General features: G+C 50.2%; 18 protein-coding genes. 8 read left to right on the top strand and 10 right to left on the bottom strand.

Annotated elements, in window-relative coordinates; translation table 11 throughout:
- Nucleotides 1–29: 29 nt before the first annotated feature.
- Entirely contained in the window at nt 30–1,172 is a 1,143-nt protein-coding gene (locus EIH22_RS04295; RefSeq protein WP_124054536.1) for an NAD(P)-binding domain-containing protein, read from the top strand.
- Between the two features lie 47 nt (nt 1,173–1,219).
- Here the strand turns inward: EIH22_RS04295 and hrpA are convergent, their stop codons facing one another.
- On the bottom strand, nt 1,220–5,593 hold the full coding sequence (gene hrpA, locus EIH22_RS04300) for an ATP-dependent RNA helicase HrpA (RefSeq protein WP_235001768.1): 4,374 nt from the start codon (nt 5,591–5,593) through the stop codon (nt 1,220–1,222).
- Between the two features lie 175 nt (nt 5,594–5,768).
- The gene (locus tag EIH22_RS04305) at nt 5,769–7,208 is read right to left on the bottom strand and encodes a cation:dicarboxylate symporter family transporter (protein ID WP_124054537.1); all 1,440 of its coding nucleotides are present in this window, start codon (nt 7,206–7,208) and stop codon (nt 5,769–5,771) included.
- Between the two features lie 320 nt (nt 7,209–7,528).
- On the opposite strand from EIH22_RS04305, the gene EIH22_RS04310 reads away from it, so the two are divergent.
- The 6 genes from EIH22_RS04310 (at nt 7,529) to EIH22_RS08965 (ending at nt 13,420) form a co-directional block, all read left to right on the top strand.
- Nucleotides 7,529–8,539, top strand: a complete 1,011-nt coding sequence (locus tag EIH22_RS04310; RefSeq protein WP_124054538.1) for a lipid II:glycine glycyltransferase FemX — start codon at nt 7,529–7,531, stop codon at nt 8,537–8,539.
- Nucleotides 8,536–8,859 (top strand): ArsR/SmtB family transcription factor, encoded by a 324-nt coding sequence (locus tag EIH22_RS04315; RefSeq protein ID WP_124054539.1) that lies wholly within the window; start codon nt 8,536–8,538, stop codon nt 8,857–8,859. Before EIH22_RS04310 ends, EIH22_RS04315 begins: the two co-directional genes overlap by 4 nt.
- 276 nt (nt 8,860–9,135) lie before the next feature.
- Entirely contained in the window at nt 9,136–11,295 is a 2,160-nt protein-coding gene (gene nrdD / locus EIH22_RS04320) for an anaerobic ribonucleoside-triphosphate reductase (protein WP_124054540.1), read from the top strand.
- Nucleotides 11,296–11,381: 86 nt separating this feature from the next.
- Nucleotides 11,382–11,888 (top strand): anaerobic ribonucleoside-triphosphate reductase activating protein, encoded by a 507-nt coding sequence (gene nrdG, locus EIH22_RS04325; protein ID WP_235001769.1) that lies wholly within the window; start codon nt 11,382–11,384, stop codon nt 11,886–11,888.
- A 128-nt stretch (nt 11,889–12,016) separates the two neighbouring features.
- A complete protein-coding gene (locus tag EIH22_RS04330; RefSeq protein WP_124054542.1) occupies nt 12,017–13,051 on the top strand; it encodes an endonuclease/exonuclease/phosphatase family protein in 1,035 nt (344 codons plus the stop codon).
- A gap of 54 nt (nt 13,052–13,105) precedes the next feature.
- The gene (locus EIH22_RS08965; RefSeq protein WP_200829189.1) at nt 13,106–13,420 is read left to right on the top strand and encodes a hypothetical protein; all 315 of its coding nucleotides are present in this window, start codon (nt 13,106–13,108) and stop codon (nt 13,418–13,420) included.
- Nucleotides 13,421–13,618: 198 nt separating this feature from the next.
- Here EIH22_RS08965 and EIH22_RS04340 read toward each other — a convergent pair whose 3' ends face one another.
- From EIH22_RS04340 to purB, 8 genes are all read right to left on the bottom strand, one after another.
- Nucleotides 13,619–14,737 (bottom strand): App1 family protein, encoded by a 1,119-nt coding sequence (locus EIH22_RS04340; protein WP_124054543.1) that lies wholly within the window; start codon nt 14,735–14,737, stop codon nt 13,619–13,621.
- 159 nt (nt 14,738–14,896) lie between these two features.
- The gene (locus EIH22_RS04345; protein WP_124054544.1) at nt 14,897–15,667 is read right to left on the bottom strand and encodes a GntR family transcriptional regulator; all 771 of its coding nucleotides are present in this window, start codon (nt 15,665–15,667) and stop codon (nt 14,897–14,899) included.
- Nucleotides 15,668–15,788: 121 nt separating this feature from the next.
- Nucleotides 15,789–17,468 carry a phosphoglucomutase (alpha-D-glucose-1,6-bisphosphate-dependent) gene (gene pgm / locus EIH22_RS04350; RefSeq protein WP_124054545.1) on the bottom strand — a complete coding sequence of 560 codons (1,680 nt, stop codon included), beginning with the start codon at nt 17,466–17,468 and terminating at the stop codon, nt 15,789–15,791.
- A 140-nt stretch (nt 17,469–17,608) separates the two neighbouring features.
- Complete coding sequence (locus EIH22_RS04355; RefSeq protein WP_235001783.1) at nt 17,609–20,314, bottom strand: lysylphosphatidylglycerol synthase domain-containing protein; 2,706 nt, start codon at nt 20,312–20,314, stop codon at nt 17,609–17,611.
- 121 nt (nt 20,315–20,435) lie between these two features.
- Nucleotides 20,436–22,781, bottom strand: a complete 2,346-nt coding sequence (locus EIH22_RS04360; RefSeq protein WP_124054547.1) for a heavy metal translocating P-type ATPase — start codon at nt 22,779–22,781, stop codon at nt 20,436–20,438.
- Between the two features lie 2 nt (nt 22,782–22,783).
- Nucleotides 22,784–23,014: a heavy-metal-associated domain-containing protein gene (locus EIH22_RS04365; RefSeq protein ID WP_327537483.1), complete on the bottom strand. Its 231-nt coding sequence runs from the start codon at nt 23,012–23,014 to the stop codon at nt 22,784–22,786.
- 196 nt (nt 23,015–23,210) lie between these two features.
- Entirely contained in the window at nt 23,211–23,870 is a 660-nt protein-coding gene (locus tag EIH22_RS04370; protein WP_124054549.1) for a DedA family protein, read from the bottom strand.
- A 64-nt stretch (nt 23,871–23,934) separates the two neighbouring features.
- Nucleotides 23,935–25,356, bottom strand: a complete 1,422-nt coding sequence (purB, locus tag EIH22_RS04375) for an adenylosuccinate lyase (protein WP_124054550.1) — start codon at nt 25,354–25,356, stop codon at nt 23,935–23,937.
- Between the two features lie 134 nt (nt 25,357–25,490).
- On the opposite strand from purB, the gene EIH22_RS04380 reads away from it, so the two are divergent.
- Nucleotides 25,491–26,564: a histidinol-phosphate transaminase gene (locus EIH22_RS04380; RefSeq protein ID WP_124054551.1), complete on the top strand. Its 1,074-nt coding sequence runs from the start codon at nt 25,491–25,493 to the stop codon at nt 26,562–26,564.
- The last annotated feature ends 78 nt before the right edge of the window (nt 26,565–26,642 follow it).

Below are 26,642 nucleotides of genomic sequence, written 5' to 3' on the forward strand. Positions count from 1 at the left end.
AAAGACGCGCAGTGCGGTACGGTAAAGGCATGGAAAATACTGAAATCTTGCATGATACTTCAGTTGATAAAACGCCCTCGCACAATGTAGATGTACTTATTATTGGCTCTGGTCAGGCAGGATTATGCGTTGCCTATGAGCTCAAAAAACGTGGTTTTATTGGGTACGCTGGCAATCACGATCGGAACTGTGGCACATTCATCGTGCTCGATGCTGAGTCGGGACCAGGCGGAGCATGGCAACACAGGTGGCCAACACTAACGATGGGATCCGTGAATCAAATTGCTGACCTTCCACAATTCCCGGTCGGAAAAGTCGATCCAAATATGCCTTCATCAAAGTTTATATCCCAGTATTTTGCAGATTATGAAGCAGAGTTTGATCTTCCTATTTTGCATATGGTGACTGTATTTTCCGTCACTCACAACAAAACCGAAGATTTATTCACAGTTAAGACGACGTCGGGTATATGGAATGCGCGTTACATCGTGAATTGCACAGGAACATGGACGCGGCCGTTTTTACCCTGGTACCCCGGAGTGGATACTTTCCGAGGCCAACAGTTCCACACGCAGACGTATCCCGGAGCTGATCACTTTTGGGGTAAACGCGTAATGATCGTTGGTGGTGGCATCTCAGCGCTATCTCACTTAAACGAAGTATTTCAGGAAGCTAAGAAAACAGTTTGGGTAACTCGAACCTCTCCACGCTGGAGGGACGAAAACTTTTCGTCATCCAACGAGTTAAGTCCTGAAGCTGGACGCGCTGTTGAGCAAAGAGTGCGGGCACGTGTTAAAAAGGGACTTCTTCCGTTACCAGTTGTAGCTGAAACAGGTTTGCCTGAAAACGCTATGGTGAAAGCTATGCGTGCTCGAGGAGCCTTAAAACGGCACAAATTATTTGACCGGCTCGATGCACATGGGGCGTGGTGGGGTGATAAGCACCGCCGATTGGATGCAATAATCTGGGCAACCGGTTTCCGCCCTGAACTGCGCCATCTTGCCCCGCTTGGACTCCGATCGGAGTACGGTGGTATCGCGATGGAAGGCGTACATGCTCGGCAAAATCCAAATGTATTCCTAATCGGATATGGATCGAGTGCCTCAACCGTGGGTGCTCGTAGAGATGCGCGCGTTGTTGCACAAGAAATACTGGTAAAGATTCGTCATTAGGCTCGGGATGCTGATCACTAGCGCTATATGCTGAATGTTGGCTGGTATTACTCGGCAAGCAACTTCTTAATGCGTTGCGGAGATACTTTTACCCGGGTGCCCAGCTGCTGGGCAAACAGCGAGACCCTTAATTCTTCCACTAACCAGCGCGCCTGAACCAAAGTAGCTGCGCGAGCGGCGTCGTAAGCTTCTTGGGCAAATTCTGTTTGTTCTTTCACCACAAGTTCCTCGATGTCAGCAATCTGCCACGCGAGGGCATCGTCGGCAGCCAGGTTAGACGTTGCCTTGGTGATGCGGTAACTTGCTGCTTGTAAGAAACGCGGTAGATCTGTGAGATAGGCTTCGGGTGTTGCGAACACAAAACCGTTGTAAATAAGTGAATTTACCTGTTCACGAATATCGTGGACCGTGTTGATTAACGCAATCGAATTCTGAGCTCGGATATGTGCTTCAACTTCGCCCCAGGCAGCCAAAACTCGCACCACAATCTGAGCAATGCGATAGGTTTCATCTTCGATCTTACCTCGTACGAAATCGCGTAGTTCCAAGTATTGTTCCTGCTTACGAATCCGCCCAAGTGGAGTTTTCTTTTGCTTTGCCCATTTATCGGCAAGATTCCGAACTGCTGTGATCTGGAGGTCTGCCACCAATGCTGCGGTGTTTTTGTATGGCGACCCCGCTAAGGTCAGGGACTCGGTTCCGTTCCAGCGTGTGGCGATCCGAGCTTCTGGAAGAGCGGTTTCACTGTAAATAAGCTGGATGATTCCTTTTCGGTGATCGCGAACTTGCTCCGCCGGCTCTGCCAGTACACGCAAAGCCACCGAGCCTGAATCGGCGATGAATGCTGGATAGCCACGCACAACCATAGCGTGTGGCCCCTGAGTTTCGACGACGGCGGGAAGCTCACCACCTTTTAGTTGGGGCCATCCGTGTAGATCGTCAACCGAGTCAGTAAGAAATTCGGCACGAGACTTAGTTTCTGCAACTACACGTTCCTTTTCAGAGCGCTTCGCTGCATCGTGCTTTGCCTGCCGATCTTTCACCTGCTGATCAGCCAAAATAGAATCACGGGCTTCGTCTAATGCGCGCGCAACAGCTCCCTTCACAACGTTCTCAACTGCATTGCGAGTTGCAGGAGCTAGGGAACGTTGCAAAGCAGTGAGTGAGGTGCCTTCGTCAAGTACAGCACCGCGCTCTGATCGAATCCTAAAGGTAATCGTTAAATGTGCTGGTAAAGTGACTTCATCCCATGCGGCGTCGTCAATATCAAAACCTCGTAACGTGCGCACAGCCTCGGTGAAGGCTTTCTCGAAACTTGGAGCACCAGCTTGTCCGTGCGTAACCGTATCCCATGTAGGCAAGAGGGTGTTAATACTTCGTGCCACGTCAGGTGCGGGAACGAGGTTTCTACGAATTCGTTTCGGTAGTGCCCGGATAGTGGCCACTGTGAGTTCTTCAAGCATTCCTGGTACAAGCCAGTCAAAGCCCTCATCACTGAGCTGGGGAAGTAGCGTAACAGGAACGTCGATGGTTAATCCGTCCGAATGGGCGCCAGGGCTGAAGCTATAGGTGATTGGTAAGGTGATATCGCCCTGAATCCATTCTTCAGGGAAGTCGCCCTCGTTGGCTGTGGTACCGCCAAGTAAGAAATCCTGCGTAAAATTCAGCAGTTCAGGGGCGTCATGTTGAGCTTTCTTCCACCAGGTATCGAAGTGCCGTCCGGACACGATCGAATCGGGGACGCGTTCGTCGAAAAAGGTAAAGAGAGCGGCGTCGTCGGCAACTAAACCATGCTGGCGCGTACGAGCCTCGACTTCGTGGGCTGCTTCCATCTCTTGCCGGTTGTTCTTGACGAATGCATGGTGACTACGCCACTGGTTCTCCACCAAACCATGACGAATGAAGAGTTCACGGGCGAGTTCGTGAGCATCAGGTGTGCCGATCTTTGCAAGCAAAACCTGTCTATCAGCAACGATCGTCAGTCCATAAAGCGTAACTTTTTCGTGAACCATTGCCGCACCTTGGCGCGTGGACCAAAAGGGCTCTGAATACTGCTTCTTAACCAGGTGCTTGGCTACGTGTTCAATCCACGCGGGATCGATTTGGGCAACAGTGCGCGCAAATAGTCGCGAAGTTTCAACCAATTCTGCCGCCATTACCCACGCGGGCGTGCGTTTATGAAGGCCAGAACCAGGCCAAATCACGAAATGAGTTCCACGAGCACCGGCATAGTCGCGTTTTCTTTCGTCCCAGTTTCCTAAGTTGGAAAGCAGACCGACTATCATTGACCGATGAATAGCGTCCGCGGCGGGTACGTCTGCCGTTGCTGCTACAGCTTTGACTGCGCGGGCTACGTCTTGGTTATGGGAAGTATCGCCACCGTCGTTGGCTGTTTCATTAAGCTGCTGAGTAGTGGGAATCGTAATTGGACGTAGAGTGAGGCCGAGTGGCTTTGCCAGTTGCCGAAGCTGAGAAACGACGTCTTGCCATTCACGGAAGCGCAACCAATTGAGGTATTCTGCGCGGCACATCTTCCGGAAAGCAGACCCTGAGAGCTCGCGTTGTTGAGTGCGTAGGTAGCGCCACAAATTGAGATAAGCGAGGAAATCTGACTGAGGATCGGCGAAACGGGCATGGAGCTGGTCTGATTGGGCTTTAAACTCCACCGGGCGTTCGCGCACGTCTTGAACTGACATCGCCGCCACGAGCACTAGGATTTCTGCGGTACAGCCATTATCTGAGCCGGCTAATAAGATACGACCGAGTCGTGGATCGATGGGGAGTCGTGCGAGCTGACGGCCAATTTTCGTGAGCCGTGGTTGCCTACCCGCGATGCTTATATCGACTGCACCGATCTCTTCAAGGAGTTGCAAGCCAGATCGAACGGCGCGCATATCTGGTGGGTCAATAAAAGGGAAACGGCTGATATCTCCCAAGCCGAGCGAGGTCATCTGAAGGATGACGGCGGCGAGCGAAGTCCGTTGTATTTCGGGTTCGGTGAACTCCGGGCGAGATGCGAAATCCTCTTCGGAATACAACCGAATTGCAACACCGTTCGCGATACGTCCAGATCGACCTGACCGCTGGTTCGCCGAGGCTTGAGAAATCGGTTCAATCGGGAGACGCTGGACCTTGGTTTTGTTCGAGTATCGTGAGATACGCGCAGTGCCAGGGTCAATTACATAGTGAATACCTGGAACCGTAATCGAAGTTTCAGCAATATTGGTGGCAAGAATAATTCGGCGATGTCTGTGAGCAGCAAAGACTCGATGCTGCTCACCAGAAGAAAGGCGGGCAAACAGTGGCAATACCTCTACTGCTCCCGGAATATTTGACGTGCCTCCCGGCTCGATATAACGAGTACCTAGCTCATCGCGGAACGCCTTTTGTGTTTCGTGGATTTCTCCTTCGCCTGAGAGGAAAACAAGGATGTCACCTGGTCCTTCATTGAAAAGCTCCTGAGCGGCATCGACGATCGCAGTGATTTGGTCGCGTGGATCAGCGTCGGTTTCGATTTCGCTGGAGGTATTGTTTACCTCAGTGCTCAAGTTGTGGGAATCAGGTGAGTAGTCGAGTGGACGATAGCGAATTTCAACCGGATAGGTTCGCCCCGACACCTCTACAATCGGTGCCACCTTGTGTACGTGAGTGGCGGCGTCGTGCTTTTGTGTAGTGTCGCCCTGATTGTGTGCGTGAGCAGCAACATCGTACATGTGAGCGCCAAAATGTTCGGCGAATCGTTGTGAATCGATCGTCGCCGAGGTGATGATCAGTTTCAAATCTGGGCGGCGGGGTAGCAATCGTGCGAGGTAACCAAGCAAGAAATCAATATTTAGGGAGCGTTCGTGGGCTTCGTCGATGATGATCGTGTCATACCTGCGTAGCTCAGGGTCGGCTTGAATTTCGGCCAGCAAGATGCCATCAGTCATGAGCTTGACCAAGGTGGTTGATGAAACCTCTTCGGTGAAGCGTACCTGGAAACCGATTGCACCTCCAAGCTCAACTCCAAGCTCGCTACAAATTCGTTCCGCAACGGAGCGTGCAGCAATTCGCCGAGGCTGGGTGTGACCGATCATGGCATCGATTCCACGGCCGAGTTCGAGGCAAATCTTCGGGAGCTGGGTGGTTTTTCCTGAACCGGTTTCTCCAGCAACAATTACAACCTGATTGTTTTTAATCGCTTCGGCGATGTCTTCGCGGCGTGCCGAGACGGGGAGTTCGGCAGGGTAGGTAATGGTAGGCACAGCTGCTAGGCGCTCAGCACGTTGTTCGGTGCTGTAATTGGGACCAGCGTTGGTGAGGCGGGTTGGGCGCCTGGCACTATGGGTTGGGTGCGTAGCATTACTACCACCCTTGCGATGCCGCCGTTTATTACCTTGATTGCTTTTATGCCGTATGTCTTTACCTTGGTTTTCCCCCACGTCTCTTATTCTGCCACGTCAATGCCGGCAGCGAGATATTGGAGAGATTCCAATGGATCTTGTTGAAGCGGCTAGGTAAAGGGGTGGTGATTTTAGTCGAGTCTGCCCAACCCCTTTACCTTTGTAAAATACATGTTTCTAATAGAACACGCATTACTACTATCCCGCACGCCTATTAGTATGCTGCGTGGTTCTTGACTTCGTCCTGCAAGATAGGCTGTGGTGTTGGGAGCATCCCGTCTGCTGGGTTGAGAGGTTTAGGCGGGTGGCGAAGATCGTAGTTGGTATCGTGTTCATCGACGCCAATCGTGGAGTAATCGAATGGGTCATTACCATGAAGTACGCGTTGTGTACGGTTAACATCAAGGGCGTGAGTCCATTTTCCGATAACGAGAGTGGCCACTGCGTTTCCAGAGAAATTAGTCAAGGCGCGCGCTTCGGACATAAAGCGGTCGATACCAACGATTACTCCAACTCCGTCAATCATATCGGGACGATACGCCTGCAAACCTCCGGCTAGAGTAGCAAGACCAGCACCGGTAACGCCCGCTGCGCCCTTTGATGCGATGATCATAAATACGAGCATGCCTACCTGTTCAGTCATCGACATCGGCTTACCCATGGCATGTGAAATAAATACTGCGGACATCGTCAGATAGATAGCTGTTCCGTCCAGGTTAAACGAATATCCGGTTGGAACCACGATTCCGACGGTGGGCTTAGCAACACCCGCGTGCTCCATTTTCGCCATGAGATTTGGAAGCGCCGATTCCGACGACGACGTTGCCACGATTAGGAGGTATTCGCGAGCCAAGTACTTCATAAGGAGGAAGACGTTGATTCGAGTAACGGCAAATAGAACACCACCAAGGATAAGCACAATAAATAGGAAACAGGTTACATAGAATGCAACCATCACCAAGCCGAGCTGGGTAAGTGATTTAGCGCCGGTTTTTCCTACGACGGCGGCAATTGCTCCGAATGCACCAACCGGGGCAATCCACAAAACCATAACGAGGATTCTGAAAACAAGCTTTTGAATTAGGCCGATTGCCCGAAGGATCGGTTCGCCTTGTTTGCCAAGACGTTGGATAGCAAATCCAACAAGTAAGGAGATGAAGAGTGTTTGGAGCACTGATCCTGAAGTTAATGAGCTGAAGAGAGTTTCAGGAACGATACTTTGAATAAAACTGACGATCCCTCCAGCGCCTTCGGCTTTTTGAGCGTATTCGGCTCCGGCACCTGGCTGAATGTTTAAACCATCTCCCGGATGAATGAGGTTTCCAACTAACAGGCCAATCGCAAGAGCGAATGTGGACATGACGATGAAATAGATCAGGGCAAGAAGCCCCGTCTTTCCAACGGACGCGGCAGATCGAATCGATCCAATACCGAGCACGATCGTGCAGAAGATGACCGGGGAGATCATCATCTTAATAAGGCTTACAAAGGTTTTGCCTACCCACTCAATACTCACCGCGAACGACGGTGCTGCTAGACCAACGACGATACCAGCGATTACAGCGATAATCACCATGATGTAGAGCCAGTGTGTTCGGTCGCGGTGTGGTTTTTTCGGCTCAACAATGACTGGATGGTTGTCGTGAACTGCCATACTGACCTCCGTTGGTTATGCAGTCTATGAAGTCCTGGATAAGCCGAGTCTAGTTGAGCCTAAAGTCCTATTCAACGAGTTTTGGGATTTTTGTCAGAATATACGGGGAGTGCTTTGGTTTTTGGTGTCTTTTCGCCGTCTTCTGGATATATGTCCACTAACATGCAAGATCACACCAGTTATCTATATGGCTTTGAAATGAGCGATTCTATATCTTGGCGCGCTTGCGCACTACGTTCTTCTGGTCTGTTTTGGTGAGTCGAAGAAGGTAGGATATGGGAAGATAGGATCCCCAAGGACTACCGCGAGAGGAATTCCCAGTGCTTACTGTTTCCGCAGTCGATTTTTCAACGTTTGAGAACGAGGCAAAAGCTCACCAGGTGAGTCTCCCGCTCGAACAGACTGAGATCTGGGCGAAGTACCAAGCAACGGTTCCTGGTAGGGAAGCGTGGAAGAATCTCGTCATCAAAGACGGTTCCAATCTCCTTGCGTTAGTTAGCTTCATGGATTATGAAACCCATGGCTACCACTTCTTGCGGGCATCCCATGCTCCGGTGTGGGTTGTAGATTGTACCGAACAGCATGAAAAAGAAGTGTTGAACGCTGTGAAAGATTTCGTTAAGAAGGAATTCCCCAAGGCGGTCTTTATGCGTATGGCCGTCGAACACAAATCTTCGCTTACCCAGCCAGTGCTTTCTACTCGTCCATACGATGCTACTGTGGTTATTGATCTCGCTGGGGGAGAAGATGATGTTTTCTCTCGAATGAAGAAGCGTGGTCGCCGTGATGTTCGTAAGGCTTTGCGTGAATGTCCTGCTATCTGCGCTGATGAAACAGAGCAAGCGTCCCAATCTTTCGACGAATATTACCCGGTTATGCAGGATACCGGCCGTCGTGACCACTTCGTTCCAGCACCTCAGAAGGACTTTGAGCAGATGTTGCGGATGCTTGGACCTAATCATTGCCGCCTGTATGCTGCACGAATTGACGGCGTGGTAGTGTCGTGGTCGATTGTTACGATTAACGACATGCGCGCAACTCGGTACTATGCCGCCATGGCTACGGAAGTTATGCGAAACCATGTTTCTGAAGTTTTGGTTTTCCATGAGATTCTTGACCTGCAAAAATGTGGCTTGGTTGATTATGACCTTATGGGTATTGGAAGTGACTTCGCGCCTTCACTCCTCGGTCTCAATGAATTTAAAACCAAATTCATTGATCGTGTTGTTGATGTTGCGCCGGACCGTGATGTTCCTGTCAATACAGCCTTCTACAAGGCTCTACAGCTCATGAAGAAGGTTAAGGGTCTGGTTTCAAAGGTTCGGAAATGAGTGTTTCGGACGACGACGTTTCGCGCGCTGTTTTGATCGCCAAGGCGCTCGCGGATCCGGTTCGGTTACGGATTTTTTCTCATCTAGCAAGTGAATGTTGCTCGACGGTGTGCACTTGCCGTATCCCGGAAACGTTTGGAATTAGCCAACCAACTTTTTCTCATCATGCTAAAAAGTTAGTGGAAGCGGGTCTTGTTCGTCGGGAAAAAATCGGGAAGTGGGTTCACTATTCTATTATTCCGGGTGGAGCTCAGCCATTGTTTGACGTAGTGTCCCAGGTGGAAAGTTGCTGTGCTCAACCTGATAATTCTTGTTTCTAAGCTAGGCTCTTGGACCGTAACGGAAAAATTGTTTAGTCAACCGCAAACTTTTCCATCGAAAAGAAAAACATAGAACGAGTGTCGGTAGTTAGTGCCGAATTTGATCTTTACGTCACGTGCAGATTGGGACTTTAGGACTATGTATTTCTATTTCTCCAGTACGTCCAAAATTGGAAAAATTCTAACCTTGATTTTGTGGCGTGTTGGATCTGGCTTTGTGATCGATGTACGTTCTAAACTCTACATCTAGTGGTACACAAAGAGAGGAAGCACAATATGTTGGTAGATTCGATCGCCTCCACCAATACTATGGTGGTTAAGCGAGACGGACGAAAAGTACGGTTTGACCCTTCTAAGATCTACCGTGCGGTCTATTTAGCTTTGAACAATCATGGCATCGACGATCACCCATTTGTGATGGAAGCCGTTCGTGGAGTGATCACCGCTCTACCTGCAGGCGAACTTGATATTGCTACGATTCAGACGACGATCGAGAACTTCCTTATGTCGTCCAAGTACCCCGATGTCGCTCGCGCATATATCGAGTACCGTCACGATCGTGACATTGCTCGAGAAGAGAACATGGATGTGACCCACTCGGTTGGCAAGCTCCTCAAGCGCGATAAAACGGTCGTCAACGAAAACGCGAATAAGGATTCAACCGTATTTAACACCCAGCGTGACCTCACTGCCGGGTCGGTGGCGAAGGCCTATGCTCTGCGCTCAATGCTTCCTCGCGCAGTTGCAAACGCCCACATCAAGGGTGAAATCCACTTCCATGATCTGGATTACAATCCTTTCCAGCCGATGACTAACTGTTGCCTCATTGATATTAAGGGTATGCTAAAAGACGGTTTCCAGATTGGCAATGCTCGGGTAGAGTCGCCACGCTCGATCAACACCGCAACCGCGCAGATCGCTCAAATTATCGCGAATGTTGCATCTTCCCAGTATGGAGGTGCATCGGTTGATCGCACCGATGAAGTTCTTGCTCCATATGCGGAGATGAATTTTGCTAAGCATATGAGTGATGCCGAGCAGTGGGTGGCACCTGAGCTCCGTCAAGATTACGCCTGGACTAAGACTCGTAAAGATATTTACGATGCCATGCAGTCACTCGAATACGAAATTAACACTCTCTATTCTTCGAATGGCCAAACCCCGTTCGTTACTTTAGGTTTTGGATTAGGAACCAGTGAGTTTGAGCGAGAGATTCAGCGTGCCATCCTTCAAGTTCGTATCAAGGGAATAGGAAAGGATCAGCACACCGCAATTTTCCCGAAGTTAGTTTTTGGTCTTCGCCGTGGCGTTAATCTTGATAAAGCCGATCCAAACTACGACATCAAACAACTTGCGCTTGAGTGCTCAACTAAGCGCATGTATCCCGACGTACTGTCTTACGATAAGATCACCGAGCTTGAAGGTGACTACAAAGCTCCGATGGGTTGCCGATCGTTCTTACCAAAGTGGGTTGATCCTGAAACAGGCGAAGCCGTAAACGCTGGACGTAATAACCTCGGCGTCGTCACTATAAACATTCCTCGAATTGCGATTGAAGCCCACGGCGAAAAAGAACGTTTCTGGCAAATTTTTGACGAGCGTATGGACGTTGTGAAACAGGCTCTTTTGTTCCGTATTAACCGTTGTGAGGATGCGACGCCGGCAAACGCCCCAATCCTATACAAGCATGGTGCGTTCGGTAAGCGTGTTGGTGACGAAGAAACCAGTGTGTCGGAGTTCTTCCAGAATCACCGTGCAACCGTATCTATCGGCTATATCGGTCTATACGAAGCAGCTACATGTTTCTATGGTCCAGAATGGGAAACTAATCCAGAGGCGAAGGAATTCACGCTCGACGTCGTACGTAAGCTCAATGATTACGCAAATGAGTGGAAGCTCGAATATCCATACTGGTTCTCCGTCTATTCAACACCGTCGGAATCCTTGACGGATCGTTTCTGCCGTCTTGACCAGGCAAAGTTTGGCAAGATCTCAGATATTACTGACAAGGATTACTACACGAACTCTTTCCATTACGACGTTCGTAAGAAAGTGACGCCGTTCGAAAAGATTGACTTCGAGAAGGACTACGCGCAGTACACCAAGGGTGGGTTCATTCACTACTGTGAATATCCGAAGCTCACGCATAACCTTTCGGCGCTTGAAGCAGTTTGGGATTATGCGTACACACGCGTCGCATATCTAGGAACAAACACTCCTATCGATCACTGCTATGAGTGTGGTTTCCAAGGTGAATTCCATCCAACAGCTGAAGGTTTCAAGTGCCCTGACTGTGGCAATGAAGATCCTGCTACCTGCGACGTTGTTAAGCGCACTTGTGGTTATCTCGGTAATCCACAAAAGCGCCCGATGGTGCACGGTCGCCATGTAGAGATTTCATCTCGCGTCAAACACATGGATGGACCTCTTAAGTAAAGCCGTGCAACGATTTCTGCTTTCACCTCAGCTAATGTGCGAAAGAACGATCTACACCAATGTCATATAAAGATGAGAATGGGGTAGTGCAACCGGCGCCTTGCGAATGGGATGCAGCTTCCCTTTCGCAAGGCTATATCGCCGATTATAAGGCGTTTAACTTCGTCGACGGCGAAGGTGTACGTTGTTCGCTCTATGTGTCCGGTTGCCCGTTTAAATGCCCTGGTTGTTACAACAAAGCTGCTCAGAGTTTCAGGTATGGAAAGCCGTATACCGAAGAACTCGAAGCGCAGATTATGGCTGACCTAGCTCAACCATATGTTGCAGGACTGTCATTGCTGGGTGGGGAGCCATTCCTTAATACGCCAATTTTGTTGCCGTTGGCTCGACGTGTGCGTCAAGAGTTTGGAGATACGAAAACGATGTGGGTGTGGTCGGGGTATACCCACGAACAGCTCCTTCAGGACACCGAAGATAAACGTGAGCTGTTAGAACTGTGTGACGTTTTAGTAGATGGCCCCTTTATTCAAGATCTCTATCATCATGATCTAGCTTTTAGGGGATCGCGTAACCAGCGAATAATTCGGTTTTGATAGTACATGCCACATCGATGTTCATCGAGGGTGGAAGCCAGCTCATCTTCAAGGGTCTTCCAAGAAAAAGTTAGTAGGATGGGTTACTCGATAGTATGAGTTACTAGGCATCGTTGTTATGGAGAAGTATGGGTATTATTCTAGGAATTATTTCGCTGGTGTTTGTGGGGATTGCCCTTCTGACCCTGAAACCCGATCTTTTCCCCTATGGTCAAGACCTCATGCTAACCCAGCCTTTCGCACAAATTCTTGGAATTCGTCCCCTTTTGGCTGTTGGTTTAGTCCTGCTCGGCGTTGTTTTGTTGATCTTAACTGCGGTTTTCCGAGGTTTTTTGAGGAGGTTTTGGTTTACTAGGTTGTGCGCCGTAGTCTTGATCGTGATCGGTTTTATACATGCCGGAACGATCTACCAGCGTGGACTCGGTGACCAAACGGAACTCTCTCAAGACCCAGGCATCACCGAAACCCAACAGGGAAACGGCACCGTTACTATACTCTCCTACAACACTCTTGGTGGCGCTACCAGCCCCGAACAACTTGCGAAGGTGATTGTCGATAATGGAGTAGACGTCGTCACGCTTCCTGAAACGTCGTCGAAACGCGGTGAGCAACTCAAGGAGTTGCTGAAGCGACAGGGGTTGAAATTTCAGATATTCACCACCGGAACTCCTAAGTGGAACAGTGAATTTAGTTCCACGATTCTGTTAATTTCGGAATCCCTTGGGAAATATTCCAAATCTCCCATTCAAATTCCAGGCGCAGATAAGCTCTCGGTTGTGGCTGCTGTTCCGGCATCGGGACATGGTCCGAAGATCATCGCAACTCACCCGATTGCACCGGTCCCTCGGTTTATGGAGGTATGGCGCCAGGAGATCGCGGGCGTTTACGGCTTGTGCCAGTCTGAGCAGAACTTTATTTTGGCAGGAGATTTTAACTCCACAGTCGATCATCAAAAGGCACTTGGTATTCATTGTACCGATGCTGCTTTAGAGGCCGACGCCGGTGCCCAAGGTACGTGGCCAGCATCTTTACCAGCGTTTTTAAGTGCGCCAATTGACCGTGTACTCCACGATGGAAAAACCTATCATGGTGTGGAAGCCATAACTGTTGAAGTTGGTGGTTCAGATCATCGTGGGATTCTTGTTCGCTTAGCGCAACAGTAAGCGAAATATTCGGTGAAGGTTACTACTATAGAGATAACCGTTAAAGGAGTGAATATGGGATTTCTCAGGACAGTAACCGTTGCTGGTATTGGATATGTGCTTGGTGCACGTGCTGGTCGCGAACGGTATGAACAGATTAAGTTGCAAGCGTCGAAGCTTTGGAACTCTGGTACAGTGCAGTCTGGTCGTGAAAAAGCTCGCGAAACGGCGTCACAGACTTTCCAGCAGGCCACTGATGTAGCTACTGAAAAAGCGAAGAGTGCAGTTCATTTCGCTTCAGAGAAGGTTAAGGAAAAGACGGCGGATTTCAAAGATAAGCAGTCAGGAACAGAGGTGGAACCTGAAATTAAGGTTGAACCACTTAACTAATTTGCAACCGTAATACCGTCTTCAAGCTGAAGAATTCGGTAGTTAGTGCCGGTGTGGGGTGAGTTGCTTACAACTCACCCCACACTCACATATTTATGCAAACTCCTAAGATTTGCACAGAGGAGTGATCTCTGAAATTCTCACCTCTATACCTGTGTGGAAGTTCCAGCGGTGCCGTTAAAGTTTTCTAGAGATTTATTATTGCCTCTTTGAGAAGAGATGCTTGAACTTCAAAAGTAACTCATGACCATCGCGTCCGCGTATCACCGGAACGCCGTGACGTTCGATATCGGAATCCTCACGGATACTCTCTGCGGGATCTAGCGTTCCGTGTGAAAGAACCTGTTCAACGGGATTTAGCTCGCGCAATGCAATAAAGTTGACTCGTGAGGGGTGTTCACGGGCAAGCTCGTCGTAAATGAGCGGATCGTGCTGACCGTCGTCGCCAACTAAAATCCATTCGATATTAGGGAACATGATCAGCAAATTACGGAGTTGAGTCTTTTTGTGTTCTTGACCCGACCTAAACAGACCGGTTGGTGTTGGCCCCCAGTCGGTCATGAGTAGAGGACCGATGGGGAAGCGGAAAGTGTCTAGGAAGCGCTGTAGCGTTGAATAGGTATTCCATGCTCCGGTAGACAGATAGAACACCGGTGCATCAGGGTGGTCTTCCAAAATATTTCGATAGAAATCGGACATTCCCACGACGGTTTTGCGGGAGTTGGTATGAACGACGAAGGAATTCCAGGCGGCAAGTGCAACTCGTGGAAGCCACGTGACCATGATGGTGTCGTCGATATCGGAAACTAGACCTTGGGTAGCGTTCGGGGAAACAATCATGACGGGTGCTTTCACTGCTTTCCCCGCAGCAGGAATCAGTTCCACTTCATGCCATCCAGGGGTAAGTCCGTGGTTTTCAACGAGGAGGTCAACGTAACCGTTTCGATCTGTACGCGTTTTTATACGACGATCTCCTATAACTACCGTGACCGGTAAGAAGCCCACTTGGGTGGTAAAGAATTGGCGCCACCCACGTTGAGCTTCAACTCCGGTTTCCAAAGCGAGTTCGGCGATGTCACGAACTGCGTTGATTGCAGGACTCTTATATGACCGCCCTCGCAGAAAGTCGAGGTCAAACGGAGGTTGCCCGAGGGAAGGATCTGCCATCATGGCACGAGCAAGGATCTTTACTGCGGTTGTTGATCCATAACCGCTAAAAGGTACGATTTGTGGCAACCATCCAGATCGCCGGCGTTTGACGATTCCTCTACGGTTGATGTTTTCCTCTAGTGAACGCGCAATATCTGCAAGAGCCATATCTTAAGCCTACTTCCCTGCCTCAAAAATAGCGCATTTGTACCTTAGATTTTGCTACTACCGTAAATTGAAGCAGACAGTGCTAATCAAGGGCAATGGAAAGTAGCCATGAGTATCGGTAATACCAACCAAGTAGGGTTTACATCTTCAGTAAGGCTACTATTGAGCAGGTAGTTCGGAAAATACGGTTGACTCATAGCGATACAAATCGCCACGGTAAGCGTGGTGACCCCACTCGATAATTTCCCCTTTGCCGTCGAAAGCTGTGCGCTCAATTGTAAGGATCGGATCCTTCGTTGTAATCCCCAGCAGGCGGGCAACCGGTCGAAGTGGTCGCTCCGCTCCCACGGTTTGCTGAGTAGAGGCAATCGTAACCCCGAGCTGTTCGAGGTGTTGATACAGCCCAACCGTAAGAAGCTGGTCACGGTTCGGTGCTATTGGCAACGGGAGCCAGTTGTAGAGAATGGCCACAGGAACGCCGTCTTTGAGGCGTAATCTCTTCAACTCAAGTACATCGGCATTTAATGAACACCCGAGTTTCTTCGCAACATCTTCGTCCGCCTGGCAGGGGCGGTAGGTTAAAATCTTCGTGCCCGATACTGCGCCCGCGCGACGGATATCGTTAAAAAGCGACGATGGTGGTTGGAGTCGATGCCTTGCTTTAGGTGCGACGACGGTACCGAAGCCACGTCGTCGTACTAACAGTCCCTGATCGACTAAAGTCTGCAGAGCATGGCGAGTGGTTGGGCGAGATACCCGAAGGCGAGCAGCCAAGGAAAGCTCATTTTCGATCAGCATCCCAGGGCTCACGTCGCCGGCGATAATTGCCTGCTGGATCGGTGCAGAGATCTGCTCATGAAGTGGCACATCGAGATCACGATCAAGTGAAATTTGAGGTTTCCATACCTGTGCCAAAGTAGGTCCCTTCATGATCGTAACCGTAGGTGAAGTCTTCGATTAAAGCATACGTGAAGAAAATAGTTTTCGTTGCGACTCAACCAATCACCACTACCGGAAATTAGCCTCGGTTTTCGCGAAGCTTAACTCTTATCTAATTTCCGAGTGCTGAATCAACAACCTTCTTCGCTTCTTCCTGAACTAGTTTCAAATGCTCAGGACCCTTGAAGGACTCGGCATAGATCTTGTAAACATCTTCGGTTCCCGATGGGCGTGCCGCAAACCAAGCGTTTTCCGTGGTGACTTTAAGTCCGCCGATCGCGGCATCGTTTCCAGGCGCGCGAACTAGGCGAGCAGTGATCGGTTCCCCTGCGAACTCGGTTGCAGTGACGTCGTCGGGAGATAGTGCCCCAAGCTTTGCCTTCTGCTCCTTCGTGGCTGCGGCATCGATTCGTGCATAGGCGGAAGAACCGTACTTATCCGTGAGCTCGCGGTGAAGCACGGATGGAGTCTTCCCCGTGACAGCAAGGATTTCAGCTGCCAAGAGGTCCATAATCAGTCCGTCCTTATCGGTCGTCCATACGGTTCCGTTCTTACGAAGGAAGGAAGCACCAGCGGATTCTTCTCCGCCAAATCCTGTGGTACCTGAAATCAAACCAGGAACAAACCACTTAAATCCAACAGGTACCTCAACCAGCTTCTTTCCCATTCCTGCAACGACTCGGTCGATCAATGAGGAGGAAACCAGAGTCTTGCCGACGGCGTCGGTATTCCATTCGCTACGATGTGTAAACAGATATTGAATTGCGACGGCGAGGTAGTGGTTTGGGTTCATCAAACCAGCGTCGGGAGTGACGATTCCGTGCCGATCAGAATCTGCGTCGTTACCGGTAGCGATATCGAATGGACTGACGTCGTTTGAGTCACCTTGCATACGATCCAACAGTGAAGCCATTGCGTATGGAGAGGAACAATCCATGCGAATCTTTCCATCCCAGTCAAGAGTCATGAATCGCCAAGTTGGATCCACCTCAGGGTTAACTACGGTGAGGTCGATTCCGTAGCGTTCGGCAATAGCTCCCCAGTACTGAGCAGAAGCTCCGCCCATCGGATCAGCACCAATCCGAACGCCTGACTCGCGAATGGCATCAAAATCGATGATCGAAGCAAGATCCTCTACATAGGCGGACAAATAATCGTGACCTCGCGTAGTTTCAGCATCGCTCGCCTGCTCAAACGGAACACGCTTAACATTTCTCCAACCCTCACGCAAGATTTCATTTGCTCGAGCTGCGATTACCTTGGTGGCATCGGAATCTGCGGGGCCACCGTGCGGTGGGTTGTACTTAAATCCACCGTCGCGAGGAGGGTTATGAGATGGGGTAATAACAATGCCATCGGCAAGTCCAGGGCCGTGGGTGCGCACACCTTCCGAGGTATCGGCTCCGTTAGCCGTCAAGATCGCAAGTGAAACTGCAGGGGTAGGCGTCCAAGAGTTACGTGCGTCAACGCGAACCTCGACGTCGTTTGCAGCAAGAACTTCCAACGCGGTGCGTTCCGCAGGTTCAGAAAGAGCGTGGGTATCTCGTCCAATATAAAGAGGGCCATCGATGCCCTGGCTGCGACGATACTCAACGATTGCTTGGGTGGTGGCAACGATATGTGCTTCGTTGAAGGCGCCATCGAAGGCGCTTCCACGATGACCAGAAGTTCCGAAGACTACCGCTTCGTTCGGATTCTCTACATCTGGTTCTCGGTTGTAATAAGCGGAAACAAGAGCATTGACATCGATTAGATCTTCTGGTTTGGCAGGTTTGCCGGCGCGTTCGTTCATGTTTTTATTCTCTCATTGAAATGAGCAATGCGGGAGAATTTAATGCTAGTTTTTCTCATGGCGTTCAAAAGAACTGAGCCGTACAGGTTGATCGCCGTGGCAAACCTTCCGCATTCGCCGATCGGTCAACCAAAAGATTACTAGATAATACTGCGCTTATCTGCAATTCGCAGAGCGATCCAACCAAGTGGAACGCGACCCCAGAAAGTGAAGAGTCGGTATAGAACTGCAGTGGAGAAAGCAACGGAATATGGAATTCCCGCAATCACTAAGCCACCGGTCAGAGCTGCTTCCACTGGTCCGATACCGCCTGGGGAAGGAACTGCAGATCCCACCGAGTTGGCAACTAGGTACGTTACTGTCAGTGTTACCGCTGGCAGTTCATATCCGAAAGACTTAAGAGCAAAACCGAAACAAAGCACGAAGGCTGCCGTCATAATCACCGATCCGGCCAGGCCAAGCAAAATACGTTGAGGATGCGTGCCAAGCCAGAGCATGCGAGGCCATACCTGTACCAACGAAGGTTTAACCTTCGCCCAGATCCACGATCGTAGAGCCGGGATAAGGAATAGTACACCGATGAGGACCAACACAATCCCAATTCCAGTCATAAACGGTGCCGACGGCATGGAGAAGGAGGTGATCTGCCCTGACACCAGCGTCAAAGCCAAGAGCAGCAACAAGGTGGTAACCAGTTGTGCGAGTTGAACGAGTGAAACAGTAGCAAGGGCTGCCGTCGTTGCCACTCCGCGTTTCTGAAGGAAACGAAGGTTCAGGGCTGCTGGTCCGATCCCAGCGGGAGCAACTAGCGTAACTACGGACGCTGCCACCTGGACCAATACAGAGTCACGGAGTGGAAGACGCTCTGGGGTGTATGCCTTAAGCGTGATCCCGGCACCGAGGTAGGTCACTAGTCCGGAAAGGAACGAGGCTATCATCCAGCCGATAGAAGCTTCTTGGATTGCTTCGGAAACATCGTTGAAATTCATCGAGCCGAGCAATAAATAGACCGCAACAACACCAATCGTTACCGTGACGATTGTTTTAATGGAGAAGCGACGTAGTGGAACAGGCTCAACCGAACTGGTTTCGGGAACTTCCACCTGAAGTGCGTCGCGTAGCTCTTGGAACTTCTTATTACCTCTAAAAGCTTCACGAGTTTCAGGAGGCATGATTGTGCGCTGTAAGAATGGAGCAAGCGAAATAATCTGATCGAGCGGAATGGAACGTTTAAGTGATGCTACGGCGCGCTGAACTCCAAAAATAGCAGCGAACATCGAAACTGTTTGGGCAAGGTCGATTCGACGTGCGGTGTCCGGCGTATTAATGGAGCCAGATTGCCAAGCACGTAGGCATAATCCCTTGTCACTCACGGTTACATGGCTATTCTCAATATTCCCATGGCACAAGCCATGCTGATGGGCACGAAGGAGCTCGCCCCAAAATTCGTCCAGGTTGGAATCAGTTATTTTACTCCCTGATTCAACGGTGAGGATTGGATCAGTGATGGCGTGGCTCGCAATAAGGACGGAGGATTCATCGCCACTGGTGGCGTGGAATCGAGCGGGAGATAGTCCAATGTGCTCAGTGCTCAGCATCATGAGTGACATCTGCTCGCCCGCTTCGGCAAGTGTTTGAGGTCGACGCCGGAAAGCGAGTTTGAGTCGAACCTTTTCCCAAGCTCCTTCTAAGAGTCCAAGGATTTTTCGATCTTCGTCCAAGACAAAGATATGGTAGTGGTTTCCATTGATATCTGTTGCGATGTAATTTCGTGATACTTCGTTGGAGGATGTATAGGTGAAAATCTGGCGAATCGAGGAGCGCCGTGAACTTGCCTCGATGTGAGGCGCATCGAAAATTCCATCCGCTGCCTGGAGATTATCGACGGTTGTGACGATAAAGTTGGCATCGACGCCGTTCGAATCAAGGGCCGTAGCTGGAGTTTCGTATACCTCTGTTTCCGTGGGCGAATCATCTTTTGAGAGTGTAGGCGTTTTTCCGTCTAAAAGTTTCTTGAGTTGAACGAGCCCTTGCAAGTCTGAATATCCGATTGGGGCAGTGGTAATTACGTTCCATGCCTGCACGTCTTGTTCCTCGCGGAGGTTGTCGATTCGTATTAGCTCGGTAACGTCGATATGTGCACGCCTTGTCAGGTCAACCAAGGCTTTCCCGGTTGCTCTGTCTGGTTTAGAGCCGATTAGCCATCTGGTAAAGAGTCCGGCTGAAACGCCGAGTGAAACCGTGATAAGAGCACCGGTAATCGTCTGCTGCCCTTGCAGTACCGAGAAGACAACTACGATTCCAAGGAGCCACCAGCCGATTCGTGTTATCTGTGCAAACTGCTGAGTTCCCATCACTGTAAGGAAGGCGCAGATTACCGATACGTAAGGTAGAAGTGAAACCAGCGATTGAATCTCGAGCGTCTGGAGATATTGGCTGGTGAATGAGGATTGCGGCCACCAGTGTTCGGCGATAATTGAGATCACTTGCGCAATACAGACTGCGGAAAAACCTGCCAAAAGTGAGGTGCCGATTGTGCGCCACCGGCGTCGCACTAGAGCGTATCCAAACAGAGCGACTGGAAGGACAAAAGAAACGAGGCCTTCAAGCACGTTGATTGGAACTAGTAGCACGGTTTGGATGAACGACGACGTTGCCGTCCGCACGTCTGAGGTGACGGCGAGCGTGGTGGTCTGGGCATACACCGCCAAAAAGCCCGAAAATACAGTGAAAAGTAATGCGGCAATCGCGCCAACCAAGTCGGCTGGGTGGCGCGCCCATTGCTGAGGTGCGTCGATGAGAACCACGGTTCGGCGTGGCCCTAACGGCACATGACTGCTTTGCATTTTATTCACGATTTTTATTTTACGTGCACTAACGAAAAATAGCTGTTTTCCACGAGGGAAGTTTTAGGTTTAACGGGGATCATGCTTTGGTTTGGGATGGTGACCTTTTGAGCTTGGTACGTCACGCGCTTCGGAGTCGGAGTGAATTGAGAACTACGATTACCGACGATGAAGCCATTGCTGCAGCTGCCAAACCAGGTAGGATAATACCGGCAATTGCGGCAGGAATTGCAACTAAGTTATATCCAAATGCCCATGCAAGGTTTTCTTTAATGACGGTAAGTGTGCGCTTAGATGTTTCTATCGAAGCGGGGATTGCCCGAATATCAGAGTTAACGATCGTAATATCAGATGCGGCTTGAGCAACATCTGTTCCTGATCCCAACGCAATGGAAAGGTCGGCGGCTGCCAGTGCGGCGGCGTCGTTAACCCCATCTCCTACCATCGCAACACGTTTACCTTGAGCTTGAAGCTCATGAACGATGTTGACTTTTCCTTCGGGGCGTACTTCGCCACGCGCAGTAATTCCAAGTTGTTTAGCAACTTCGTTGGCAACCAGTTGAGAATCTCCACTGACGATAAGCGGTTCGATATTGAGTTCTTTCAGGAGGCTAATTGTTTCGATTGCTTCAGGGCGTAACGTGTCACGAACATCAATCGAGCCTAATACCTTCTTATCCAGTGCGATAACCACGCTTGTTGCACCTTGAGAATTGGATTCTTCAATCTGCGAGGCAATTGCCATGGAGTCGATTCCCTGTTCGGTGAGCCAAGCAAGACTGCCGGCGTGCACCGTGTGAAGCACGTCAATAGAACCGTCGTTGATTGACACTTCTGCACTTACGCCGCTTCCTGGGAAGGCTCGGAAAGTTCCAGCTTGGACGCTAATTCTGGGAACCACATTGGCGTCGTCAAAGCTGAGGTTGGTACCCGCATGGGAATAAGAGGTGATCGCGCGTGCCAAAGGATGTTCGGAATACGTCTCCACGGTTTGGGCAATCGCCAAAATAGTGGCAGGTGAAATATCTTCGGCGAATGAATGAATATCCGAAACCGTCATAACCCCTGTGGTCAAGGTGCCCGTCTTATCGAGAACAACCGTGTTGACGGCGTGTGCCGATTCCAAAATTTCCGCACCACGAATCAAAATCCCGCGCTTGGAAGCTGCGCCTGATCCCACCAACAACGCAGTCGGGGTTGCTAGACCAAGAGCACAAGGGCAGGCAACAACCAGAACGGTGATTGCTGAAGCCAGAGCCATTCCAACTGGATTTCCTAAGATGAAGATCCTGGTTAGGAAAGTGAGAAGAGAGATAATGAGAACTGCAGGCACAAAAACCGAAGAAATCTGGTCGGCAAGTTTTTGAATCTTTGCTTTGCCGGTTTGAGCTTCTGTAAGCAGGCGTCCCATCTGTTGCAAGGTGGTTTCTTCGCCAACTCTCGTGGCTCGGATTGTCAGTGAGCCGAAGGTGTTCATAGTTGCGCCGGTGACGTCATCGCCCTCTTTGACCTCGCGAGGTACAGATTCTCCGGTGAGGAGGGAATTATCAATTGCCGAATTCCCTTCGATGACGACGCCGTCAGTTGCGATCTTTTCACCAGGCTTCGTTACAAAGACATCGCCAACCAGGAGTTCGTCGACGGAGACGATTGCATTTACTGACTCACCACTTGCTCGGCGAAGCAAATATACTCGCTTAGCTCCGAGTTCGAGGAGGGATTGAAGGGCATCTCCAGCGGAGCGACGTGATCGTGCCTCGAGCCAACGTCCGAGGAGAAGGAAGCTAACGATCATCGCCGCTGATTCGAAGTAGATGTGCGGGTGAGCTGCATATGCTAAACCGTGAATACCCGTCATCGATATCTTGTAGCCGATAAATCCAGCACCTCCAAAAAGCAATGCCCAGATTGACCACAGCATAGAGGCAATGACTCCAAGTGAAACCAAGGTGTCCATTGTGGAAGAACCGTGCTGACCTGCGCGGAAAGCTGCACGATGGAAGGGGTAACCTCCCCAGAAAGCAACGGGTAGCGAAAGAGCGCCCACTACCCATTGCCAGCCGGGGAATTGGATTGCTTGGATCATCGATAGCGTGATGATCGGAATTGTGAAAATAAGCGAAACTGTGAAGCGCCTCCACAGGTCGTTAACGCGCATTATCTTCGCTAATGTGGTTGCTTCGTTGAGCGCCTCAGCATTGCCAGACTGATTGGTGATTTTCGTTCCGTCGGAGGTGATCGTATTTCGCTGCAAAACCTGGGCTTCATACCCAGCCTTTTCAACGACCGCAACCAAATCGGCGTCGGAAATCTCGGCAACACTTTCATCGAGAGTGACGTGCGCTTTTTCAGTGGCGAGGTTGACGACGGCGCTTACTCCGTCTAGCTTATTTAGCTTCTTTTCAACTCGAGCCACGCAAGAAGCACAGGTCATTCCGCTGATGGCAAGATCAACTTCAGCAGTCATAGTTATCGTTGAATTCTCTCCACAACGTAATCTCCGGCTTCGGCTACAGCCTCACGGAGTTCCGCATCGCTCACTTCTCCATCGACGACGGCAGTCACGGTTGATGTACCATTTGGTTCGAGCTCAACCATGACGTTAGTGATTGCGTTGAGCTCGGTGAGTTCTTCGGTGACGTGCTGGGCACAGTGTCCACAAGTCATTCCAGAAATTTTTAGTTCAATATTCGAAGGCATCGTCATTCCTCAATATGTTATTTCAACTAGTTAGATGTGCTATTGAAGCAATATGTACAGATAGCAACTAGCACTATGGGTGTTAGTACTTTGCATTATCGCAGTTATCTATAGAACGCGCGAGGTGAGGCAATCCTTCCTGGCTTTGCTGTTGGCGAAGCCAGGAATAGAAGTGGAGGAGACTCCTTCATCATTGTTAACGGTTGCGCCGAACGCGCACGACTACCCATATCAGTGCTGCAATAATAATGACGACGCCGACTACCTTGGTGAGCACACCGATGTAGCTTTCGACGGTATCCCAGTTCTCGCCCAATGCGTAACCGGCGTAAATCAAGATGGTGTTCCAGATTGCTGAACCTAGAGTGGTATAAAGCAAGAACAGCGAGATATTCATTTTTACTACGCCGGCAGGTAGCGAAATAAGTGATCGGAAAATCGGTAGCATTCTGCCAAAAAGGACCGTAGTGCGATCGTGGTTTTGGAAAAATGCTTCGGTTTTATCGATATCTTCAGTGTTGAAGAGTGGAAGTTTCCCCATGAGTGATCGAACGCGCTCGCGACCAAACCACCGTGCCGCCCCATAGAGCAGAATGGCACCAACTACGGATCCGATGGTTGCCCAGATAATAGCGGCAACCAATCCGAATTTAGTGCCTTGTGACGCGGTGAAGCCCGCGAGTGGCAAGATCACTTCGGAAGGGATTGGTGGAAAGAGATTTTCTGCTGCGATCAACAGAGCGATACCGAACCCGCCTAAGGTTTCCATCACGGTCACTGCCCAAGCGGCAACTCCAGTAAGATCCTGAGAATTAGGATTAGCCTGTGCCATGGCTGAAAGAAAAGCTGGAGTCATCGTGAAACCTCATATTGCTAGGGGGAATGGAATCGTCCGAAGTAGTAGATTCTTCAAACAGGTGTTACCTCAAGAAATCTACCAGCTTAGCTGCAAGGCCCGTATAGGTGCTTGGTGTGAGTTTGAGTAGACGCTCTTCTACCTCAGCGGGCATGCCGAGTTCGGAGATAAAGGAACGCATGTCGGATTCGGTTACGCGGCGTCCACGAGTGAGTTCCTTAAGTCGCTCGTAGGGGTTACCCATGCCGGTTGCACCGGCTATTGAAGCGGCTCTCATTGCCTGTTGGATAGGCTCTCCCAGAACTTCCCAAGAATTATCAAGGTCTGCTTCAAGGCGTTGTGGGTCTACATCGAGCCCGGCAACTCCCCTCTGCAGATTGTCGAGCGCGAGCATCGAATGACCGAAAGCCACGCCAATATTGCGCTGGGTGGTCGAATCGGTCAAGTCGCGCTGCATACGTGACGTAACCAGAGTGGAGGCTAACGAGTCGAAAAGAGCGCAAGAAATCTCCATATTCGCTTCAGCGTTTTCGAAACGTATCGGATTAACTTTGTGAGGCATTGTCGAAGAACCAGTTGATCCCTGAGCTGCTAGGTTCTGCTTAAAGTAGCCCAAAGAGATATAGGTCCAGAAATCAGTAGCGAGGTTGTGGGCAATGCGATTGAAACGTGCTACATCAGAGAATAGTTCTGCCATCCAGTCGTGGGCCTCGATCTGAGTTGTTAGTGGATTCCACGTTAGGCCAAGACCTTCGATGAAAGATTGAGAGAGAGATGGCCAATCGGCGTCGGGAATGGCTACAAGGTGAGCTCCATAGGTTCCGGTTGCGCCATTGAGCTTGCCAAGAAACTCCGTCTTTTCGATTCGATTAAGCTGGCGACCTAGTCGGTAGGCGAGCACAGCAATTTCCTTGCCCAAGGTGGAAGGAGTAGCGGTTTGACCGTGTGTTCGGGAAAGCATCGCTTGGTCTGCCTGATCGTGAGCGAGTTCGGAAAGTTGTGCAACAAGATTGCGGGCCTTAGGCAACCAAACCTGGGCGACGGCGTCGCGAACGACGACTGCGTAGGAGAGGTTGTTGATGTCTTCCGAGGTGCAGAAAATATGGACGATTTCGTGGAGGTTGCCAAGAACTGTTTCACCGAGCACATTCTGGGCTTGATCAAGCCGACGCTTGAGGTAGTACTCGACGGCTTTAACATCGTGCTTCGTCTCGTTTTCGATTTCCTTGAGTTCAGAGATATCGGTTGCGCCGAAGTTATCGACGATGTTTCGAAGATAATCGATCTCTTCCAAAGATAACTTCGGAGCACCAGGTAAAACATTGTGTCCGGTGAGGAAAATCAGCCATTCGATTTCCACATAGACGCGTGCTCGGTTCAATGCGGCTTCGGAAAGGTAGTTCGTCAGCGGTGCAACTGTGTTGCGGTACCTTCCATCAAGAGGACCAAGAGCAATAGGCGGTTCGATCAATGCAAAATTTTCCATACTACTATTCTTTCACGACGTGCTATTCAGTAAATTGAAGGCGCGAAAAGTGGACGGATATGTCTCAAAAAATGGGCAATTCAAATTAGGTGTTTCCCCTTTTAGAATTCCCAGTTAATAGGCATGATTAGAGTATGGATTTTGTTGCGCACTCATTCTTTCGCCCCGAAATTGATAGCCTTCCCGCTTATGTTGCCGGTAAGAAGGCTCTCGACGCGTCGGTAATTAAACTTGCCTCCAATGAGTCGCCATTCCCAACCCTTCCGGCGGTCCAGGCTGCGATTGCCACTCAACTCGGTGGCATAAGCCGCTATCCTGATATAGGAAGTCAGGTACTGACCAGCAAAATTGCACAATTTCACGGGGTAGCTGAATCGAATGTTACTGTTTCCAATGGATCGGTTGCTCTAATTGAAAAGATCCTTAACGCCGTCTGTACTGTGAATTCAAAGGTGGTTTTGCCATGGCGTTCTTTCGAAGCGTATCCGATCGCGATTCAACTCGCTGGTGCGCGAGCTGTGAAGGTTCCGCTCCGACCGGACGGTAACGCGGATCTTGATTCCATGTTATTGGCGATCGATGCAAACACCAGAGCAATTTTGGTTTGTACGCCGAACAACCCAACGTCGTCGGCATTGACGCATACAGAAGTGAGGGACTTCCTCATGCAGGTTCCGCCTCATATTCCTGTACTCTTAGACGAAGCCTATATCGACTATGTTGAGATGGAAGATGCCGTTCGCGGTGTTGAGTTGCTCAAGGAATTTAAAAACGTCATCTCGCTACGAACATTTTCGAAAGCGTATGGCCTTGCGGCGCTTCGTTGTGGCTATGCGCTGGCAAGCGAGGAAATCACCAGGGGGTTGATTGCAAGTGCCACCCCTTTCGGTGTAAATAGTTTGGCGCAGACGGCGGCAATTGCGGCGCTGGACTCAGTTGGTGAAGTAAAGCGCCGCGTGAGAGTTATTAAGCATGAGCGTGAAAAGATGGTCAATGCGCTTTGTGCGCTTGGTTGGTGTGGCCCGATTCCACAGGGAAACTTTGTGTGGTTCAATCTTGGCGAGGAGTCGCACCGCTTTGCCACTTTGTCCGAAGATGAAGGGATTATCGTCCGCGCTTTCGCTGGCGACGGCGTTCGTGTAACAGTTGCTGAACCGGAGGGCTCGTTACGGTTAGTTCGCGCCTACTCGGCATTTCGCCGGATTTAACTGATTTCTGCTGGACAGTTAAAGACTTGCGAAATCCCTCCAGAACTAACTGAGTTATTCCCACGAGCTGAAATGCTC

The organism is Arcanobacterium ihumii (assembly GCF_900604515.1).
GTDB classification, from domain to species: domain Bacteria; phylum Actinomycetota; class Actinomycetes; order Actinomycetales; family Actinomycetaceae; genus Arcanobacterium_A; species Arcanobacterium_A ihumii.

Bases quoted from the DNA above. Each gene is read 5' to 3' on its own strand.
- EIH22_RS04295 (WP_124054536.1), top strand. From the start codon at position 30: ATGGAAAATACTGAAATCTTGCATGATACTTCAGTTGATAAAACGCCC.
- EIH22_RS04305 (WP_124054537.1), bottom strand. From the start codon at position 7,208: ATGGCAGTTCACGACAACCATCCAGTCATTGTTGAGCCGAAAAAACCA.
- EIH22_RS04315 (WP_124054539.1), top strand. From the start codon at position 8,536: ATGAGTGTTTCGGACGACGACGTTTCGCGCGCTGTTTTGATCGCCAAG.
- nrdD (WP_124054540.1), top strand. From the start codon at position 9,136: ATGTTGGTAGATTCGATCGCCTCCACCAATACTATGGTGGTTAAGCGA.
- EIH22_RS04330 (WP_124054542.1), top strand. From the start codon at position 12,017: ATGGGTATTATTCTAGGAATTATTTCGCTGGTGTTTGTGGGGATTGCC.
- EIH22_RS08965 (WP_200829189.1), top strand. From the start codon at position 13,106: ATGGGATTTCTCAGGACAGTAACCGTTGCTGGTATTGGATATGTGCTT.
- EIH22_RS04340 (WP_124054543.1), bottom strand. From the start codon at position 14,737: ATGGCTCTTGCAGATATTGCGCGTTCACTAGAGGAAAACATCAACCGT.
- EIH22_RS04345 (WP_124054544.1), bottom strand. From the start codon at position 15,667: ATGAAGGGACCTACTTTGGCACAGGTATGGAAACCTCAAATTTCACTT.
- pgm (WP_124054545.1), bottom strand. From the start codon at position 17,468: ATGAACGAACGCGCCGGCAAACCTGCCAAACCAGAAGATCTAATCGAT.
- EIH22_RS04355 (WP_235001783.1), bottom strand. From the start codon at position 20,314: ATGCAAAGCAGTCATGTGCCGTTAGGGCCACGCCGAACCGTGGTTCTC.
- EIH22_RS04360 (WP_124054547.1), bottom strand. From the start codon at position 22,781: ATGACTGCTGAAGTTGATCTTGCCATCAGCGGAATGACCTGTGCTTCT.
- EIH22_RS04365 (WP_327537483.1), bottom strand. From the start codon at position 23,014: ATGCCTTCGAATATTGAACTAAAAATTTCTGGAATGACTTGTGGACAC.
- EIH22_RS04370 (WP_124054549.1), bottom strand. From the start codon at position 23,870: ATGACTCCAGCTTTTCTTTCAGCCATGGCACAGGCTAATCCTAATTCT.
- purB (WP_124054550.1), bottom strand. From the start codon at position 25,356: ATGGAAAATTTTGCATTGATCGAACCGCCTATTGCTCTTGGTCCTCTT.
- EIH22_RS04380 (WP_124054551.1), top strand. From the start codon at position 25,491: ATGGATTTTGTTGCGCACTCATTCTTTCGCCCCGAAATTGATAGCCTT.